The following is a 19,938-nucleotide window of genomic DNA, read 5'->3' as shown; positions in this document are numbered from 1 at the left end:
TACACAATTCCCAATTCCCAATTCCCAATTCCCAATTCCCAATTCCCAATTCCCAATTCCCAATTCCCAATTCCCAATTATTTTAATGCTTGACTACATCCGAGACGGAACAGAAATCTACACCAAATCCTTCGCCACAATTCGCGCCGAAGCAGACTTGTCAAACTTGCCCCCCGACTTAGAATCCGTCGCAGTGCGCCTGATACACAGTTGCGGCATGACAGATATTGTCGCAGACTTAGCAGCTTCCCCCGGTGCCGCCACCGCAGGGCGCAACGCCCTCGCCGCCGGCGCGCCCATCCTGTGCGATTCCCGCATGGTAGCCGAAGGCATCACCCGCAAGCGCCTCCCCGCCGACAATGCGGTGATTTGCACCCTCTGGCATCCCAGTGTCCCAGAATTAGCACTACAAATCGGCAATACTCGATCGGCCGCAGCCCTTGATTTGTGGCTAAATGATTTAGAAGGGGCGGTAGTGGCGATCGGAAATGCCCCGACTGCTTTGTTCCGACTGCTGGAAATGTTGGATGATGGAGCTCCCAAACCAAGTTTAATTCTGGGTTTCCCGGTAGGATTTGTGGGGGCGGCCGAATCTAAAGCGGAACTCGCTGCCAACAGTCGGGGTGTGCCGTTTATTACAGTGCACGGAAGGCGGGGTGGCAGTGCAATGGCAACGGCGGCAGTAAATGCGTTAGCGAAAAAGGACGAATTATGATTAAGACTACTGGTAAATTGTACGGTTTGGGTATTGGTCCTGGCGATCCAGAATTGATTACTTTGAAGGCTTATCGGATTTTGCGATCGGTCCCGGTGATTGCTTATCCAGCCATGGAAAATGGTAAGGTGTTGGCGCGGGCGATCGTCGCGGATTATTTACTACCAGAGCAAATAGAAATTCCGATGCCACTGCCTTTTAGTCCGACGCGATCGTCTCAACCTTACTATGATATTGCGGCCGAGAAAATTGCAGTCCATCTGGATCAAGGACGAGATGTGGCGGTGCTATGTGAGGGGGAACCTTTTCTCTACGGCAGTTTTATGTATCTATTTAATCGTTTGTCGGGAAGATTTACGACTGAAGTTGTGCCGGGAATTTCTTCGACAATGGCGAGTGCGGCGGCTTTGGGAGTGCCGCTGACTTACCGCAATGATGTGTTAAGTATTATGCCTGCGACGCTGGATGCTGAGGTTTTGCGCGATCGACTGGCGCTGGTTGATGCTGCTGTGATTATTAAGCTAGGCCGCCACTTTGCCAAAGTCAAGGATGTGTTGATTGAGTTGGGACAGTTCGATCGAGCATTATATATTGAACGAGCAACTATGCCAAATCAGCGCATTCGGGCGATCGCAGATGTCGATCCGGCAGAAGTTCCCTATTGGGCTCTGGTGATGATACCTAGCCAGCAAAAATCCGTCTCTTAAATTATAAGAAATACCCTGAAAACCCTGTGACTTTAGTCCAGGGATGAAAGGGCGTTGCAGGATAAATCATGCCTACTCTCAAAGAGGTTCAATGTAACGCTTAACTGTTTGTGTACAGATCTATCCGCAAATCAAATTATTTTAAATGCGTCGCCGATAACTCAATTCTTTAAACAAAATATTGTAACAGATTCCACACTGACTGTCAATTGTAATTTCTCCATCTAATTGCTGGGCTAACATTTTAACCAATCGCAATCCTAGGGTTTCAGTATTTTCTACATCAAACCCTGGGGGAAATCCTCGACCATTGTCTTGAATACTTAAGTGAAATTCAGTTGGTACAATTTCTAAAAAATTAATTGTGATTTCACCTTGGCGAGTAGGAATGAAAGCATATTTTAAAGAATTAGACACCAGTTCGTTAATAATCAATCCGCAAGGAATTGCTGTCTCTATATTTAAATAAATTGGCTCTATATTCAGATTTATTTGGATCGAATCGTTGCACAAACCAAAAGATTGAAACAAATTAGCAACCAAGTTTTCTACGTAATTTTGAATGTCGATCCGAGCCAGATTATCAGATTGATAAAGTTGTTCGTGAATCAAAGCCATTGAATGAATCCGGCTCTGGCTTTCTGCAAATAAAAATAGCGTCGCTTCATCATCAATGTATTGAGCTTGAAGTTCTAGCAAACTCGAAATTACCTGCATATTATTTTTAACTCGGTGGTGAATCTCCTTGAGCAATACTTCTTTTTCCCGCAGTGTTCCTTGGATGCGCGACTCGGCAAATTTGCGATCGCTGATATCTTCGCAAATACCCGCCACGCGATACAGTTTCCCCGACTCATTGTAAATGGGAAAAGCTCGATCGCACACCCAACAAATTGTGCCGTCTGGACGTAAAATTCTATATTCAGTGCTAGTAGATTCGCCGGCCACGATTCGCCCAAATGACTGATGCAAAAGGTTTTGGTCTTCAGGATGCACCCAATTTATCCAATTGTAGTTATGGGCGTACAAATCTTCGCGGGTGCGCCCCCAGATTTGTTCGTAAGCTGGGCTGACATACAAAATATCGGTCAACTCAACAGAAACTAGCCAGAAAGAATCTTGGATATTTTCTGCTAACTGACGGAAGCGTTCTTCACTTTCCCGGAGAGCTTTTTGGGCCTGTTTCCGTTCGGTGGTATTCCGAGAAACTCCGACGGTCATTACCACTTTACCTTCCGTGTCAAAAATTGGTGATTTAATTGTGTCGAAATAGTTGACTTCTCCGTAACTATTTTTCAGAGGTTCTTCTAAGATTTGCCCAACTTCACCGGTGTTGAATACCCTGGCATCGTCGAGGAGATCTTGTTGAGTATATTCCGGTTCTTGAAACTCAGCGTCAATGATACCTATCAGTTCCGAATTTTCCCTTTGGTAATAGTCGCGAAAGGCTTTGTTTGCCCAGACAATGCGAGATTCTGGTCCTTTTACCAGTATGATGTCTGTAATAGCATCAAGAATTTGCTGGTACATTTGTTTGGCATCTTGTAGTTCTTTTTGGACTTTTTTTCGCTCGCTGATATCTTCTGCAATGCCAACTATACGGTAGACTTCACCCGTTGCATTTGTAATCGGAAAAGCGCGGTCTCGAATCCAGCTAATTTCCCCATTCGGTTTAACTAATCGATACTCTTCATCGTATTCACCCAATATTTGTTTAGGTAAATTGCCAATAATTCGCTGTCGATCTTCTGGATGAATCGGCTCTAAAAAAGATTTTGGTGCAGCATACAATTCCGCACACTTTCTACCCCAAATCTTTTCGTAAGCAGGGCTGACGTAAATCATTTCATCTTTAGGAAGATCGCTAATCCAAAACACACTTTCGATATTTTCTGCTAGCTGTCTAAACCTTTCTTCGCTTTCTTTAACTGCTGCTTCTGCTTGTTTGCGTGCGCTAATATCGCACTCCATGCCAAAATATCCGACGATTCTGCCATAAGTATCATAAATGCAAATATAGTCAGCTTTGACGCAAATTGGAGTCCCGTCCAACTTGCGATTGTCACATTCTATATGAATTCTGCCCGCTTCAAATAATTGCCTAATAACCTCTCTACCATCAGCCAAGTTGTGGGATAAGAAAAAGTTAAGCGGCTGACCAATAAACTCTTCCCTAGTAGAACCATATTGAGTTATCAAAGCATCATTTGCCTTCGTTACTCGCCCCTTAGAAAATACAAAATCCAAGACTTGTTCTTGGTCAACTGTATCATCCCACTGTACAGGTTCATCTAGCATTATAAATAAAAAGCCATCTACAGATTGAGAAAAAAACAGTTCTAGCTGTTGCTGACTTTCCCTCAAAGCTTCTTCTGTGCGCCAGCGATCGATAATTTCTTCTCGCAACAGTTGGTTGGCAATTTTTAAATCCTCAGTACGCTGTTGATATTTAATTTTGAGATCGTTTTTAATTAATCCCAGCGCTATTTCTGCTTGCTGTTGTGCTGCTATATCTTGAATTCGGTAAAGTTCCTGGCTGGTTTGAACAGAGGCGATGAACCCGGTGCGAGTCTCGGCGAGATCCAATTGAGTGTTGGAATCCAAGCCGCAGAGATATTGGACGGCTTGGAGTTGTGTCCGTAAATATACGCACAATTCTTTTTGTTGCTGTAACTCCTGTTCGAGTTTTCGGATTTTTAATTTTTGCTCGGCTACTAATGCTTCGCAGGTGTCAAGAGTTTCATCGTCGCCTGTGGGATGAATACACATACTCGGTAGTGAATTGGCAGTTCCAAACTTGAATTTTTTCAAGCCTAACATTTTCTAAACAAACAAAACCCACTCCCAGCGGGTTGAATTTGTGGATGGAACAAAAGCGGTTAAAACTGCTTTTACAAAAACAAAACCCGCTGGCGCGGGTTGAATTTCTTTAGTCCCCTAGGAGTGGACTTAGTTGTTGTAGGAGCGAATTATATTCGCGCTGAATATTCTGTTAAAGCTGAGGAACGTATTGTTCTTTTTCGGGGACAAAAGTGTATTCAGCCACTATTTGCCGGAATTCTTCACCGTCGATGGTTTCTTTTTCAATCAACAAATCAACTAGGCGATCGATTACGGTGCGATTTTCCCGAATTATTCGGCGCGCATCATTGTAGCAATGATCGACAATTGCTCGAACTTGTCCGTCAATCCGAGAGGCTATTTCTTCGGAATATTCCGATCGCGCTGTGTAGTCGCGGCCGAGGAAAATTTCACTTTGTTGGGCTTCTAGGGCGATCGGACCTAAGTCTGACATCCCGTAGCGAGTCACCATTTGGCGCGCCATACCGCTGACTTGTTGCAAGTCGTTACCCGCACCGGTGGTTACTTCGGCATCGCCAAACACTACTTCTTCCGCTGCGCGGCCTCCCAAAGCACCGCTAATCCGTGCCAAAATTTGCGATCGCGAAATCAAACCTTGGTCTTCGCTAGGCATAAACCATGTTAAACCACGGGCTTGTCCGCGAGGGACTAAAGTTACTTTTTGCACCGGATCGTGGGCTTGAATCACCGTACCGACGATCGCGTGACCGATTTCATGGTATGCAATTAAGCGTTTGCTCTTGCTGTCCACCAATGGAGTGCCTTCCATACCTGCGACTACGCGATCGACTGCATCGTCAATTTCCAGCATTGTAATCGCTTCTTTCCGGCGACGGGCAGTTAAAATCGCAGCTTCGTTGAGCAAGTTTGCCAAATCAGCCCCGGTAAAACCAGGAGTCCGACGGGCGATCGCATCCAAGGAAATCTCAGCAGACAACTTCTTGTTGCGTGCGTGTACCCCCAAAATCTCCAACCTGCCCTTGATATCCGGCGTATCTACGCTCACTTGGCGGTCAAAACGTCCCGGCCGCAGCAAAGCAGAGTCGAGCACGTCAGGACGGTTTGTGGCCGCAATGATGATAATCCCAGTATTGCCCTCAAAACCGTCCATTTCCGTCAGCAACTGGTTGAGGGTTTGTTCCCGCTCATCATTACCGCCGCCGATACCGGAACCGCGCTGACGGCCCACGGCATCAATTTCATCAATAAAAATGATACAAGGAGCGTTTTCCTTGGCTTTCTTAAACAAGTCTCGGACGCGGGAAGCGCCGACACCTACGAACATTTCCACAAATTCCGAACCGGAGATGCTGAAGAAAGGTACGCCGGCTTCCCCTGCGATCGCTTTTGCGAGCATAGTTTTACCTGTTCCGGGAGGGCCAACTAGCAGCACACCCTTGGGAATTTTCGCTCCCACTGCGGTGAACCGTTCTGGTTTTTTCAGGAATGTGACGACTTCGGCGAGTTCTTCTTTTGCTTCTTCAACGCCGGCTACATCATCAAACAACACGCCTGTTTTGGCTTCCATTTGAAAGCGAGCTTTGGATTTACCAAAATTCATCGCTTGACCAGGGCCACCGGGAACGTTACCACCGTTGCGGCGGAACAGAAAAAACAACCCTCCCACTAATAGCAGGGGAAACACGAGATTGCCTAAGAGTCCCCACACAGCGCTGTCGTTACGCAGGGGGTGAGTGTCGAAGCTGATTTGGGAGGCTCTGAGTCGGGAAACCAATTCTGGAGCATTGGATGGTAAATCCACTCGCCACCGCTGTACGTGATTGTCCAGTTCTGGATCGACAGCTTCGACAATGGCCGTCCGACCTGCATCGTAAAGGTCTACGCTGGTGACTCGACCGGCGTTTAAGTAATCTAAGAATCTACCGTAGCTGAGGCGGGTGCTGGCGGTGTTCTTGGTCATTTCTGCAGGCGAGGGTGCAAAAGCCCCTTGCCACAGGAAGAAGCCGATCACTAGGGCCGGTAGAGTCCAAAGTAGTATAGTTCGCCAAGAAATTTTCATAAATTATGAGGGTCTAGAATTGTGGACAAATCAGGTAAGATCGCGGTGTCGAAGGAGTGGGAGCAAACTTAACACTCAGAATCTTAACTAAATGTAACTTAACAATGGCCTCTCAGGCAACAGGGTATGGTCAAGACGATGGAAAATAAAACTGACAATCAAGCATCCGGGCGACAACAGGGCCCAGATGAATCCGTGGAGTAGCCCGTAATATCTAGAATCTAAATCTAAAATTCATAAAAGGCGATCGTCCCGAATATAATGTTTGGTGCTGATTTGAATGCCGATCTAGGTAAAGTTAGAAAAATCGCGGCAAAACCCACTGTCTTTAAGCGTGGCAGTGTCCAGGGATAAGGCATGATAATGGTGAGGCTCAGTGAGGTAAAACGTTTCAGTCAGGAACTCAGGTCTAAAGACACGCTCGCTTGTAAGAGCAAGTCTCGAAGCAAGCTATTCTGACCAGCCTCAGTCTTAACTGACTACGTTATTTGGGTCACGACACCCGCTTGATGCGAAGCGAGTCAAGAGCTCTGTCGTTTGCAATTAAACAGTTCTAAAGTCACTGGAACAGTGTTGCAAGCTTAACAAGCCCTTATAACTTTGGCGAAGCTAACACTTCGACTACGCTCAGCGCAGCGCATTACTCGCAAGAGAAAACCGGAGGGGCAACCATACCCCTCCAACCCCGCAAGGGGATTCAAGGCGGTTGAAACCGCCTGGTCGTTTCCCTCTCAGGGCTGAAGCCACTGAGTTTCCCACTTACCGAGTATTTTTTATGACAACTAGACAGCTTGTTCCTAATTCTGCTATGTTGACGCAACAGACTAAGATCGCTTCTCACAAATCGATTATTAGTGCTGATTTGGGTCGGACGGCAACTAAGGCCTGCGTGAGCCGCAATCCCAATGGTGTTATTTTTATCCCCGCCAACGTGGCTTCTATGCCAGTAGAAAAGGTACGGGGCGGTAGCTTTGAGTCGAAAGCAACAGACCCTCTGTTGGATATGTGGCTGGAGTATCAGGGCAAGGGTTACGCTATCGGCCAACTGGCTGCGGATTTTGGCGCTAATCTCGGCGGCGCCGACCAGTCTAAAGTAGTAGATGCCTTAGTTAAGGTGTTTTCCTGTGCTGGATATTTCCAGATGAAAGGCGACATAGCCGTTGTGCTAGGCTTGCCCTTTTATTCCCAGGATCAGTTTGAGAAGGAAAAGGAAGAAATAGTCAGCCAACTGCGCTCTCCGCACCTGATGGTTTACCGGGGCGAGCGCGTGGATATTAATATCAGCCACGTTTGGGTGATGCCCGAAGGGTTCGGCAGTCTGATTTGGTGCGAAGCTCAAGACAATAAGGAGTTTTCGCCGGAGTTGCCAGAATTATCGGTGGCTGTAGTCGATATCGGACATCAAACTACTGATTTGTTGATGGTCGATCGTTTCCGGTTTGCTAGGGCTGCTTCTAAAAGCGATTCTTTCGCCATGAATAAGTTCTACGAACAAGTCGCCTCCAAAATTCCAGGGGCAGATGCTCAATCTCTGTCTTTACTAGAAGCGGTTAACAAGCCGGAAGGCCAGCGTTTATATCGTCCTAGAGGAGCTACTAAGCCAACTAATTTAGATCCGATTATTAAGGATTTGCGCGAGACTTTCGCTAACGAATTATCCGAGCGTTTGGTGCAGTGGCTACCAGAACGGGTGACGGATGTGGTTCTGACTGGTGGGGGCGGCGAGTTTTTCTGGGAAGTTCTCCAACCCTTGCTCAAAGAAGCTAATCTCAAGGCTCACTTGGCTCAACCTTCTCGGAAAGCAAATGCTTTGGGACAGTTTATATATGCTGAGGCTCAGCTAGCCACTATTAAGTAACGCATTAAGGCTTCAACCCTATGGCACTTTGGGCAAAAAATAAGGCGAATTTCTCGGTGGCGTTTACGGAAGATGCAGCCGATCAAACTTTGTTGGCCGCTATTGAAAAAGAGCTGGCTTTGACTAAATATCAGACTTTCAGCAATCTCTGCAAGCAAGCTTTGTGGCAGTTTTTGTCGGTGTCTGAGTCGGCTGGTCCTACACCTAGCTTTCAGCGGTTGGAACAGCGTATTGCTGAACTGGCGGTCAAATTTGCTGAGTTCGAGCACAATGTTTCTGCTGAGGAATTAAGCCGTTTGGAAGGACTACAAAATCACATGAATCAACTGAGTACGCAGTTGTCGCAGTTGCAGGGTAGTGTGAATAGCCAGTTTGCTAAAGTTTCTTTTGCTCAAGTTTCCAAAGTAGTAGAGCCTGACAGGGTTGGGCCGGAGTCTGTAGCAGATAAGAATGTAGTTGCTGATGCTGAGGTTACTCCTCGTCGGGAATCCGATCCGTTGTTGGATCGTTTAAGTTCTTTGTTGCCGCAAGATTTCTAAAATGAGGTAGCCAAGGTTTTTTTTAACCTTGAGATTTGCTGTTAGTGGCTGGCTGTTTTCGGCCAGGTGAATAAATAAACTAGGCGATCGCTCTTTTAACAAAAAGGGCGATCGCTTTGTTATTAGTTATTAGTTATTAGTTATTGGTTATTAGTTATTAGTTATTAGTTATTGGTTATTAGTTATTGGTTATTGGTTATTAGTTATTAGTTATTAGTTATTAGTTATTGGTTAAGTAAATCCACTTAATTAAACGTAAAATACGGATGACCGAAAAGCTGACTGCATAAGTCTTCTTCCTTCTTCCTTCTTCAAATCCATCTTCTTCCTTCTACTTAGAGCCCCCACTCCTTCAAGAAGTCGGGGCTCTAAATCGCGATCGCGTTTAACTTTTTAATTTACACGACAGCGGCGATCGGGCGAGTTGCAGAAGGACGGCGATCGATCACTTGATCCACCAAACCGTAATCCTTTGCTTCTTCGGCCGACATGAAGAAATCCCGTTCGGTATCTTCTTCAATGCGCGACAGAGGCTGACCGGTATGATCTGCCAAAAATCCGTTCAGGCGGCGTTTGTGGTACAAAATCTCTTTAGCCTGAATTTCAATATCCGTTGCTTGTCCCTGAGCTCCCCCTAGGGGTTGGTGGATCATAATCCGGGAATGAGGCAGACTCATCCGCTTGCCTTTGGCGCCTGCACTCAACAGAAAAGCGCCCATGCTGGCGGCTAAACCGAGACAAATGGTGCACACATCGGGGCGGATGTGGTTCATGGTGTCAAAAATGCCCATACCTGCTGTCACCGAACCCCCTGGGGAGTTGATATACAGGTAAATATCTTTTTCTGGGTCTTCGGCGTCTAGAAATAGCAATTGGGCAACAATCAGGTTAGCCAATTCTGAGTCTACCTGTTGGCCCAAGAAGACGATGCGATCGCGCAGGAGTCGCGAGTAGATATCAAAGGCGCGTTCGCCGCGACCGGATTGTTCTATAACTGTTGGGATCATTGACGGGGCCTGCCTATTTACGTCTCTATTTTTTAATTTTAGCGATTTGGGCTGATTTGTAGTTAGCGATTCGTGGCGGGCGATCGACTTTTAGGGGCAAAATCCTTAAGCTGGGAGGGATTTAGGTATTTGGGCCGTCGTAATTTCTCGATTCGATAACTGAAATCGCTTGATCACGTCTGACGCTAGGGAAATGGTCTAGAAACTCATTGAGCGAATCACCAGCTTCGAGATAATCAAGTAGGGTTTTCATCGGGACGCGAGTACCCATAAAGACAGGAGTTCCCCCTAAAATGTCGGGGTCGCTATGAACGATAGGTAGTGTGGAGATCATAGTAGCTTACCTATTTTTAATATCTCGATCGTAGCTGATTTTTGAATAATATCAAATCCGGTAGCATCTTCCTGTATTCAGATCTCTATTCTCGGACTCTGTGTCAAGAGTATTCTAGAAAGGTTAAATCACCTGACGATGCAACTGTCAACGATATGATTTTTTATTCTGTCTTTATCGCACTTCGCACTCAAAGGTTTTTCGATTTAAAATGCGGGTAAATTTCCTTCTCAAATAATTCTTGAATTTCTGCCGGCTGCTGTGCAACTAAATCTTGATAATCTTGTTCAACAGGAATATTGTAAGTTGCTGTGCGTTTAGCAATTTTTGGCAACCAAGTTGTATGTACTGTAATTCCAAAATTAAGTTGAGGATGCCATAGTTTACACAAGGGCCCTTGTTTCAGATTTGTCGCATCAAAAATCCAGATTTGATTGCCATTATCCGGTTGATCGTCTGTGCCATGATAAACAACACACATAATGTATCCATTCGTAGAACTACCATCTACTCCTGTTTTGGAAGGGATGAACTGAGGTGAGTTGACAAAATAATCAGTTTCAAACTGATAAATATCTTGAATCTCTAATCTGTTTTCACCGTCTTTCACGCTTTCCAAAGGTTTGATATGCAATCTCAATAAATTAGACTTGATTCCTTTTTTGGTAAGTTCAAGTAGTTCTGGTACCGGTACCTCTCGATATTTATAAGGTGCATACATTTTTAAGCCGTGTTCCGTTAAGATATCCTCCCAAGCACCAAAAAAACTCCAGTAAATATCTTGAAACTTTTCTGTGGGTTGGTTGTCCTGGTAAGCATAAAGCGCCGGCCCCCAAGTGTACTGACAAAACTCTTTCTTTTCTGCTTGTTGACCAGGGGAATTATCTTGATAAACGCTGGTTAGATCCGATCTTACTACCTTTGCGTTTTCTGCATCAATGACATAGCATCCCATACGGCTAATATCCAATGGCCCCACAGTCATCCCGTACATGGGAGGTAGTTTATTTGACAGGGGTTTTTCGTCGGTATCATCGAAATCGATAGCACGAATCCATTCCGCCACATCCCAAGCACAAACATGAGCCATGTGCAAGGTAATTTTATTTCCACTATCGCTATAATCTGTTAAAAAATGGGTTGTCTCGCGGGGGATAACAACTTTCTTAGCTTCAACCTTTTTGCGTCCATCTTTCAAATCTTCCCGACTAACAATATAGACGTATGTATCAGGTAGTTGCGGACGGTCGAGCCAGTTTCTCAAAAATTTTTCTACATTTTCATACTTTTTCTTAGAAGGAGCAGGCAAAATTTCTTCAAGGAGAAACTTAAAAGCTGTATCCACTAAAACCACGTAATTTTCTGTCAGCCCGATTTGGTGCATACTTTGCTGAATTCTTAGCGGACATCCTTTATAAGTAACATTCCACTTTTTGAGATTTCCTGTGCCATCCCAACAGACTATATCAACAAAATTGTTAAAAATGTTAAAAAATTGCAGCAAATTGTAGAGCCATTGCACAAACCTTTTGCCAGTTTCTAATAACCCCTTAAAAAAGTTTTTTGGAGAGGCTGGCATTTTGGCGATCGGAGGAGTATCGGTAGGTTTCTTGAAGATATTAATAAAATCGAGAACTCCGTAGATTAGCGGTCGCAACTGAGAAATAAATGTAGACAGAGATCGACCACTATTGACGTTAAACATTTCTCCCGTTTTGTAATCAAAGCAAGGATGAGCCGAACTCTGCACTAACGGAAAAGGAAAAGGAGGCTGTAAAGGAAGATCTGCTAAAAGCGGATTTAGCGGACGCCATTCTTCATTTTTACCGACTGGTGTCGCTAATTCTAAGGTTTTTGTATCGATTTCGTAAGGTCGTCCGATATCCCATGTAACTAATAGTCGGTCAGGTTCCCCGTTAGAAAATTTTAAGGGAAGAAAACCTGTATTAAGTTGGTTACGAATGCCTAATTGGAGAGACATTCTCATAATCCCGCGATTTTCAAAAATCAGATTATTTCTGTCAGGAGCAATCTTTTGGGTAGCAACATCAGCATAATAACAGGGCGTTTTAGCCAGTCGAGTATTAACAAAAATGCCTTCAGGGAGATTGTCAAAATCAAAACGATAAATTATCCCATCGCCGTTATAAAAAGGCGTGTAACCATCTGCCGACGGAAAAACGACATCTGTGCTGGGGCTGTTTTTAGAATCAACGGAGCCGGCTGCCGAAATAATAAATACATGACCGTGCAACCCTTCTGGTAAAGGTTTTCCGTCCTTTTCTATGAGTTTAAGAGGTGAACATTGAGGATCGGGGTTATCTTCCGGCTTCCCAAACTCTTCTCGGTTAACTGACAAGACAGACCGCGGAAATACTGTGCTGACTGTTTCAGAAGTTTGCTTTTGGCTGGTATTCATTTTATTACCCAAACTCGACGACTTGATAACGGTAAAAGGAGAGGAATTAACCTGTTAAGTATGCGCTTGCACGCACAAATTATGATTTTACAAGATTAACACAAAAATAGACAAAAAACTATACTATTTTGTGTGACAAATTTTTAAGCAAAGTTTGAGCTTCCTGTAAGTCTACTGTATCCAGACCCTCTGTAAACCAAGCGTAGATTTCTGCCAGCATTTGCCGTGACTGTTCAATTTTGCCTTGGTCAGTCCACAACCGACATAAACTCATGATTGAGCGCAACTCTAAAGATTTTGATCCTTGATTTCTGGCAAGTTCAATGGCGCGAATGAAACAGCGCTCAACCTCGCTATCTTCCTCAATATTTTTTACTTTTTTAGCATTGATTTGTTGTTTTAGTAGTTCTCCCTTGAGCCGATATATTTCAGCCTCAAGAAAACTCTCGCCAGTCCTGTTTACTATTTCTAACCCTTCACTTAGCCAGATCAAACCCTCTTCAAAACGTTGTAATTTTTGACAAACTTCTGCCAGCAAAGTCAGGTGATGTAGTCGCGCTACTTGAGAACCTGTTGCAACCCAAGCCTCTGCTCCTTCGCGAATGCTTGTTAACCCCACTTCTAAATTACCTCTTTGACTTACTGCCCAACCCCATATAATTTTTCCTAAAGCAACAAAAGCAGGAAATTCGTGTTCGGTGGAAAGCATTATCAATGCCTGTGCTTGTTCAAAAGCCGCTGTAACTTCTTGACGTAACACATAAAGCCAGCCCGAAAAATTCATCGCCAAAGCCAAGCTAAAAGGGTGCGATAAATTATGGGCCATGCGTAGCCCTTCCCGAACATAATTAAGCCCTCTATCTGAGAAACCCAAATACCACAAAGATTGAGCTGCAATTCCTAAACAAGCAACACCTTTATCATAACCATAGATAGCGACTTGAGAGTGGTGCGAAGAACGATCGTAATAACTTAATCCTGCATCAAATTTAGCCACTGCATCAGCAAAACGTGCAACATGAAACAAATTAGAACCCAGCGCATAATTAGCCTCTAAACGTAAATCTCGATCTTGCAGATTTTCACTCAAGCTTAACAATTGTTCAGCCACCTCGCGGGAAGTTTGTAACTTGGTTCCAACAAAAAAATAAAAAGCCCATTGTCCCCAAAGCACTTGAAATAGCTGAGGGGTTGCATCAAGAAGCAGGCAAATTTCTCTTGCTCGTGCGTTGGCTTGTTCCACTTCTTTTGCTGCAAAACCTTTAATCGCCATTAACGGCGCACCTAAAGCAATGTGTAAACGCAACTCTTGCTCTTTTCTCTCCACCGTATCCGGCAAAGTTGCCAACCACTCCAACGCCTCCGAAAACAACTGCACCGCCTCCCGCAAAGCGTGCGATCGCACCGCCTGCTCCCCTGCCTTTTCTAAATAAAAAATCGCTTTTTCTGCAACCAGGGCTTTACTCCAATGATGCGCCAAAATCGTATAAAACCCCGACAACTCTTCATAACTTTTTTCATACCACAAAGCCAAACTTTCATGAACTTGCCGGCGCTGGGAATACAACATCAAACCATAGGCTACTTCCTGAGTAATAATATGCTTAAACATATAACCCAAATCTGGCTCTGGTGTCTCCATTGGGGTAAGATCGAACCGCTGTAACTTGATCAAATAATTAAGCAACTCAGGCTTATCATCCTCGATCGGATGAATATCTCGCAACAACTGAAATCCAAAGGACCGACCGATCGCACTCGCCACTTTCAATGTAAGCTGTTCGCTAGAAGAAAGCCGATCGATCCGCGAAGCAATCACCCCCTGCACCGTAGCCGGAAAATTTAGCTCATTCAAATTACCAACCCCCGCAGCAATTCGACACTCCCCATTCTGAATTTCGATCACCCCCGCCTCGCGCAAACCATAAGCCAATTCCTCACTAAAAAACGGATTTCCCTCCGCCTTTTTCTCAATCAACTCCGCCATCGAGTCAGGTAAACTGTTTACCCCCAAACGCCGACAAAGCAAATCTAAAGTATCTGTAGCCGGCATTGCTTCCAAATACAATTGTTCTACCCCTTCTATCGTCAGCAGTCGATCGTATTCCTCCGGCACCTGCTCACCCATCGGCCTTGTCCCGATCGCCAATAACAACGGTTTCACGTTCTGCGCCACCGCCAAAACCAGTGCCCAACTTGACGAATCCAACCAATGAGCATCCTCCAAAACCAACAACTTAGGAGAGCGATTCACCGAATCCTGCAACAATTGCACCAATAAATCCCGTGTCGCTTCCGCCCGTTGCTGGCCCACCAACGCAGCCGACACCTCCGTATCGGGCAAATCTAAGCCCAAAACCTCATTTAAAAGCGCCGCTTTTTCCAACGATTGCGGTTCATCCTCCAATAAATCTAATATGTGAGATTTTTGCGCCTCTAAATCAGTTAAAAAAGACAAATCCAACAAGTGACTAAACACCGCATTCCAAGCATGATAAGGCTTTGAGCGAGCGATCGCATTTCCCGCACCTACCAAACTTCCCACTCCCAATTCTTGCGCCTGTGAAAGCAAATTTTCGATTAAACAAGACTTGCCAATTCCCGCATCTCCACAAATCACAACCACCCCAGAAACACCCGCTTTCAACTGCTCTAATTTATGCCTTAACAATAACCGTTCTTTTTCCCGCCCCACCATCGACTTTGCCGTTTTTCCTGCCATCCACCAAGGCAAATCTTGACGCACCTCCCCAAGGGGAGAAAATACCTGAACGGCATCTTTTATGCCTTTAAGTTTTAGCGGAGTTAACGACTCAAACTGTATTCTTGATTTGGCGAACTCAAAAGTACGCTCATCACACAAAATGCCGTCTTTTGCCGCTTGCATCAATCGCGCCGCTAAATTGACCACCGCCCCGATAATCGTATATTCCCGACGTTGCTGGCTGCCAATTACACCGCTATAACAAGTACCAGTCGTGATACCTATTTTCGGTTGCAATCCTAAACTTCTTAACTTTTCCAATAACGCCATTCCCGCGATCGCACAACGCACCGAATCATCCTCATGGGAAAACGGTGGTAAACCAAAACCAATCACCAATGTACTACCTTTATCATCCACCAAAAACTTATTTAAAATCCCCTCATAAACTTGCAAAATATTTTGAATTTCATTAATTATAGTTGAAATAAAATCTAAAGCCCCCTCAGCGCCATAATCCATCCCCGGCAAATTTAAAAACATCACACTCACGCGACGCAAATCGCCTAACCAATCAGTTTGACCGACTTTTAAACGCTGCAAAACTCCCACACTTACATATCTTTCCAGTCGTTCTTGCATTTCATCATAAATTGCGATCGGAGCAGATTCACCTATATTTAACAACCTTCGATCCGCCACACAAGTTAAAAGATTAAATCCCTCCAAACGCACCACATTTGAAGCTAATAATGTTCCCACAAACTGGTCTTTGATCGACTCCCAAGCCGTCAGTGACAGACAAACTTCACCGATACCAGCAGCCGTTTCTGCAAGCGCCACTTGAGCAATCGGTTCCCCCGCCACAAAATACTCCCATCGACCATTCATTCCACCGATGTAAAACTCTTTTAACTCACCCGCCCCAATACCAATATGCAATCGCAACTGGGCATTTGCCGCTTGATATTCACCCAGATCGTTTAAAATGGCCAAAGCACATTGCGCCGCACAATAAGTCGCTAGATCTAAAGACAAATTTTCCGCAGGCCAAATCGCCAACATAGCGTCTCCAGCAAATTTGACAATATCCCCTTTATGTGCGATTATTAATTCAATTAATTGACCAAAATAAGCATTTAAATGAGTCGTTAATTCTTCGACTCCAATCGCACCTTTTTGAGCAAGACGTTCAGTAAGAACAGTAAAACCAGAGATATCAACAAACAACACTGCCGCCTCAAAAGAGCCACTAGCCGGAGCAGCAAGAGGAGTAGTCTCGGCAGCAAAACAATTTAAGACACGAATCGGTAAAAAGCTGGCAATGTTTTCAACAAAAGTAGGCATAATTGCAAACACAGGGACTCATAGTATAATTTGCCACCGACTTCAAACAATATACACATTTCATACCCTGAATACAGCAGATATTCGCTATCTCTCTATGTATGTACGGTCTATTTCTTAAGCAGTTTGTAGCATAGTTAACTAAGTAAATTAGGAATTACCCACGCTCTGGTTAAAAATAAAACGGTATCGTACTGACAGAAATACGTTGTTTTTGAGTAAGTCCGATAAATCTATGATAGACAAACCATCTTTGATGGTCAAGTTTTATGATTCATTACTTGTCAACCACCTACAGGTTAGTTACCCAACTTATGATGGGCTACTTAAGCTCGCTCGCGAGCTATAGCAGCCGCCAAGTGGGAATTATTCATCTTTCACCAAGAGTGTTGTCTCGAATAGCCTCTTAGTTTCCATCGCTAAATCCCCACTGGAATTCCATCCTATGAATCTTTTCTATCAAAGCTGAAACTTTAACGGGTGAATCATCAGGTACTAAATCCCGATCGAGTATTTGTTGAGCAGTTGCAAAATCTTGACTGCCCATAGCATCACTGGTATGAAAAACTAAACAATTCACTTGACTAAGACGAGCCGACAGAAGTTGTAACAGAGCCATCAGCACACGATTACCACCGTAAGCACCGCATCCCCAAAACCCTGTATGAATAATCAAACTTGGTGCTTGAGGGGACTCTAATTGGGACTCAATTCGTGCTGCTGAAAATCCAGTAAATGCTGTTTGAAGGATATATTCAATTTGTGCCATACTATAATAACCCCGACCACCGGCAGGAGCTTCCATCGCAATGATGTTTGTGATTGTAGGCGGGTTTAGAGGTTTTGTGGCTTGTTCGATCGCATCAGAGGTAGCTACTCCAAAATTGTTGCCATAAAGACCAAAAGGTCGTCCCTGTTCTGAATTGCGATCGGTAGAAATTGCACATCTGCGTTCAACCCCACGAATCAGAATCGGGGTGGGTTTTTGACTCTCCACTGTTAAAGGCTTAATCTTGGAATCTAGTAAAGCTTCTCGCAATGAACTGAGTGCTGGATGTTCAGCTACTTGCATTTCATCTTGGGCAAATAGCGAACCACCATAAGCACAAAAAAGATCGTAATGAGCGAAATTGAGATACCACTCCATCTGAGAGCTATCTTGGGATGGTTCGTAGTCAAAGTATCCCTCTCGCTCAGAAATATCTGTGTGATGTTCCAGAGGAGAAAGATATTCTGGAAGCACCATTGCGTGCCATCGGGAAAATACCAATTGACCCTGATGAGTGCATCCATGTGGACAACAAATGTCATAAACTATCTGCTTATTAACATTGTAAAATTTTGGTGGGTAAGAATCGATCAGAGCTTGGGTATCAAATGTCTGCCGACAGATGGAGCTATCTAATAAGTTGTTCATTGTTTTGCCAATTGCAACCTAGGAATTTTTTTTTTGATTAATAAACAAGATAATTCTCAAAGGCTGTGGATGTCAAGCCACACTAGCTATTATAAGCCTGACTCCTATAACAATAGTCTTGTATCTACATATAATGTAATATCATTTGGATTTAATTATGAAGTGTATCTGAGCGATTTATCTAGAGTGGGTTCGCCCAGATATTTGATAAGTATTGACAAATTATATATATAAACTGCCACGGCCCATACTCAAATTTTAATTTCCCAACCTCGGCGATACATTCCATACAAAATCAACCACCAAAATAACACCGCGGTTATGGCAAATGCGAGAGAACCATTCAGCGGCCCAGCCCAGGGCAAAAACCAGTTTTCGTAAATCCAAGTGTAGGTACTTGGAGGGCTATCGCCACTACCAATATGAGTTTTCAACAGAATTCTGGCGACAATACCGGAAGCCACAAACAGAAAGATAGCATTCAATCCCATGATTTCAAAGGGTCTCCCCCATTTCCAACCGCGCACTTCGATTGTTTCGTAGCAAACTGCTAGCAATAGTAAGGCCCAACCGGCGGTAAAAACTACATAGGAACTTGTCCAAAGTTGTTTGTTAATGGGAAATAAAAATCCCCACAAATGGCCGATTACTAGGCAACAAAGTCCGCAGATTGCTAGGTTGATACTGGTGCGGGTTTTGATTGGCTGTACTCGCAGCCATTCTCCGGTAAAGTAGCCGATGAGGACTGTTACCACTGCTGGTAAGGTGCTTAAGAGTCCTTCGGGGTCGAAGGGGCCACCTTTGTAGAGGTGTTGGCTGCCTAGAATTAGGCGATCGATATATCCTCCAAAATTGCCCTCTGGCGTGAGTTCACCGGCGCTGTACCCCCCTACAGGCACTATGGTTAACAATGCCCAATAACTGAATAATATGGCAATAGCGAGGAGTTTTTGGTGGCGGGGGGAGAGGTTGATAATGGCGATCGCACTTATGAAATAAGCTAAACCAATCCGCTGCAATACTCCCATAATGCGGATTTTAGCGAAGTTTTCGATGGGGGCGCTGTTGAGAAGTACGTCAAGGGCGATCGAGGATGTGTTTAGCAGCAATCCTAATATAAACAAAATGGCGGCGCGCCTCCCAATCCGCCAGTAGATATTTGAAGAAGGAAGATGCGAAGTCAACTCCCCTTTACCCCCTTGAGGGGAAGTCAGAAGAACCCCCCCCAACCCCCCCCAAGGGGGGAAGGAATCAGCAAGAGGTTTTTTTTCTGTATCTGTTTGTTCCGGTGTTTCTGTGGTTTTTGATGCTGCTGTTTCTATTTTTGTAGGAGTTTTAGTGTATTTGGATAGGGAAAATGACATCGCGCAGCCGACGATGAATAGGAAAAAGGGAAATACTAAGTCTGTGGGGGTGCAGCCGTGCCATTCTGCGTGTTCTAGCGGCGGATAAACCTGTTTCCAACTGCCGGGGTTGTTGACTAGGACCATGGAGGCGATCGCAATTCCGCGAAAAACATCAAGGGATTTTAAACGCATAAATAAGTTATTTGTTATTTGTTATTGGTTATTGGTTATTTGTTATTGGTTATTGGTTATTTGTCTCTATTCCCTCATCCATTCCCCCCTTGGGGGGGGTAGCCCAATGCCCAATTCCCTGCTCGATTCCCCCCTTGGGGGGGGTAGGGGGGGGGTAGCCCAATGCCCATAGGTGTCAACTTAAGGTCAAACCCAGTCACAGATATCCCCCTAGCCCCTCCCTGGAGACCCACCCCTAGCCCCTCCCTGGAGGGGAACCGGATCTAGCCCCTCCATGGAGACCCACCCCTAGCCCCTCCCTGGAGGGGAACCGGATCTAGCCCCTCCCTGGAGACCCACCCCTCGCCCCTCCCTGGAGGGGAACCGGATCTAGCCCCTCCATGGAGACCCACCCCTAGCCCCTCCCTGGAGGGGAACCGGATCTAGCCCCTCCATGGAGACCCACCCCTAGCCCCTCCCTGGAGGGGAACC

At 44.9% G+C, this 19,938-nt stretch carries 12 protein-coding genes; 4 read left to right on the top strand and 8 right to left on the bottom strand.

Going from position 1 to position 19,938, the window contains the following annotated elements; all coding sequences use genetic code 11:
* Positions 1–85 precede the first annotated feature (85 nt).
* Together ACBR23_RS22975 and ACBR23_RS22970 are read left to right on the top strand one after the other, a co-directional pair.
* Positions 86–715, top strand: a complete 630-nt coding sequence (locus ACBR23_RS22975) for a precorrin-8X methylmutase (RefSeq protein WP_371117636.1) — start codon at positions 86–88, stop codon at positions 713–715.
* Positions 712–1,422: a precorrin-2 C(20)-methyltransferase gene (locus ACBR23_RS22970; RefSeq protein WP_371117637.1), complete on the top strand. Its 711-nt coding sequence runs from the start codon at positions 712–714 to the stop codon at positions 1,420–1,422. Before ACBR23_RS22975 ends, ACBR23_RS22970 begins: the two co-directional genes overlap by 4 nt.
* 141 nt (positions 1,423–1,563) lie before the next feature.
* Here ACBR23_RS22970 and ACBR23_RS22965 read toward each other — a convergent pair whose 3' ends face one another.
* Both ACBR23_RS22965 and ftsH2 read right to left on the bottom strand, forming a co-directional pair.
* A complete protein-coding gene (locus tag ACBR23_RS22965; protein WP_371120501.1) occupies positions 1,564–4,233 on the bottom strand; it encodes a PAS domain S-box protein in 2,670 nt (889 codons plus the stop codon).
* Between the two features lie 181 nt (positions 4,234–4,414).
* Positions 4,415–6,304 (bottom strand): ATP-dependent zinc metalloprotease FtsH2, encoded by a 1,890-nt coding sequence (gene ftsH2 / locus ACBR23_RS22960; protein WP_371117639.1) that lies wholly within the window; start codon positions 6,302–6,304, stop codon positions 4,415–4,417.
* Between the two features lie 775 nt (positions 6,305–7,079).
* On the opposite strand from ftsH2, the gene ACBR23_RS22955 reads away from it, so the two are divergent.
* Positions 7,080–8,162: a ParM/StbA family protein gene (locus ACBR23_RS22955; RefSeq protein ID WP_341732091.1), complete on the top strand. Its 1,083-nt coding sequence runs from the start codon at positions 7,080–7,082 to the stop codon at positions 8,160–8,162.
* A 20-nt stretch (positions 8,163–8,182) separates the two neighbouring features.
* Positions 8,183–8,701 (top strand): hypothetical protein, encoded by a 519-nt coding sequence (locus tag ACBR23_RS22950; RefSeq protein ID WP_340549920.1) that lies wholly within the window; start codon positions 8,183–8,185, stop codon positions 8,699–8,701.
* 398 nt (positions 8,702–9,099) lie between these two features.
* Here ACBR23_RS22950 and clpP read toward each other — a convergent pair whose 3' ends face one another.
* The 6 genes from clpP to ACBR23_RS22920 all read right to left on the bottom strand — a co-directional run bounded on the left by clpP (position 9,100) and on the right by ACBR23_RS22920 (position 19,467).
* Entirely contained in the window at positions 9,100–9,792 is a 693-nt protein-coding gene (gene clpP / locus ACBR23_RS22945) for an ATP-dependent Clp endopeptidase proteolytic subunit ClpP (protein ID WP_371117646.1), read from the bottom strand.
* 37 nt (positions 9,793–9,829) lie between these two features.
* Positions 9,830–10,042 carry a DUF433 domain-containing protein gene (locus tag ACBR23_RS22940; RefSeq protein WP_371117640.1) on the bottom strand — a complete coding sequence of 71 codons (213 nt, stop codon included), beginning with the start codon at positions 10,040–10,042 and terminating at the stop codon, positions 9,830–9,832.
* Positions 10,043–10,232: 190 nt separating this feature from the next.
* Positions 10,233–12,461 carry a carotenoid oxygenase family protein gene (locus ACBR23_RS22935; RefSeq protein WP_371117641.1) on the bottom strand — a complete coding sequence of 743 codons (2,229 nt, stop codon included), beginning with the start codon at positions 12,459–12,461 and terminating at the stop codon, positions 10,233–10,235.
* A 118-nt stretch (positions 12,462–12,579) separates the two neighbouring features.
* Complete coding sequence (locus ACBR23_RS22930) at positions 12,580–16,512, bottom strand: adenylate/guanylate cyclase domain-containing protein (protein WP_371117642.1); 3,933 nt, start codon at positions 16,510–16,512, stop codon at positions 12,580–12,582.
* Between the two features lie 406 nt (positions 16,513–16,918).
* Positions 16,919–17,929 carry a hypothetical protein gene (locus ACBR23_RS22925; protein WP_371117643.1) on the bottom strand — a complete coding sequence of 337 codons (1,011 nt, stop codon included), beginning with the start codon at positions 17,927–17,929 and terminating at the stop codon, positions 16,919–16,921.
* 251 nt (positions 17,930–18,180) lie between these two features.
* Entirely contained in the window at positions 18,181–19,467 is a 1,287-nt protein-coding gene (locus ACBR23_RS22920) for an acyltransferase family protein (RefSeq protein WP_371117644.1), read from the bottom strand.
* Positions 19,468–19,938: the final 471 nt, after the last annotated feature.

It is taken from the genome of Microcoleus sp., from assembly GCF_041354475.1.
In the GTDB taxonomy this organism is placed as follows: Bacteria; Cyanobacteriota; Cyanobacteriia; order Cyanobacteriales; family Microcoleaceae; genus Microcoleus.
Note: the sequence above shows the minus strand (reverse complement) of the source record. Positions and strands in the feature narration are given on the sequence as shown.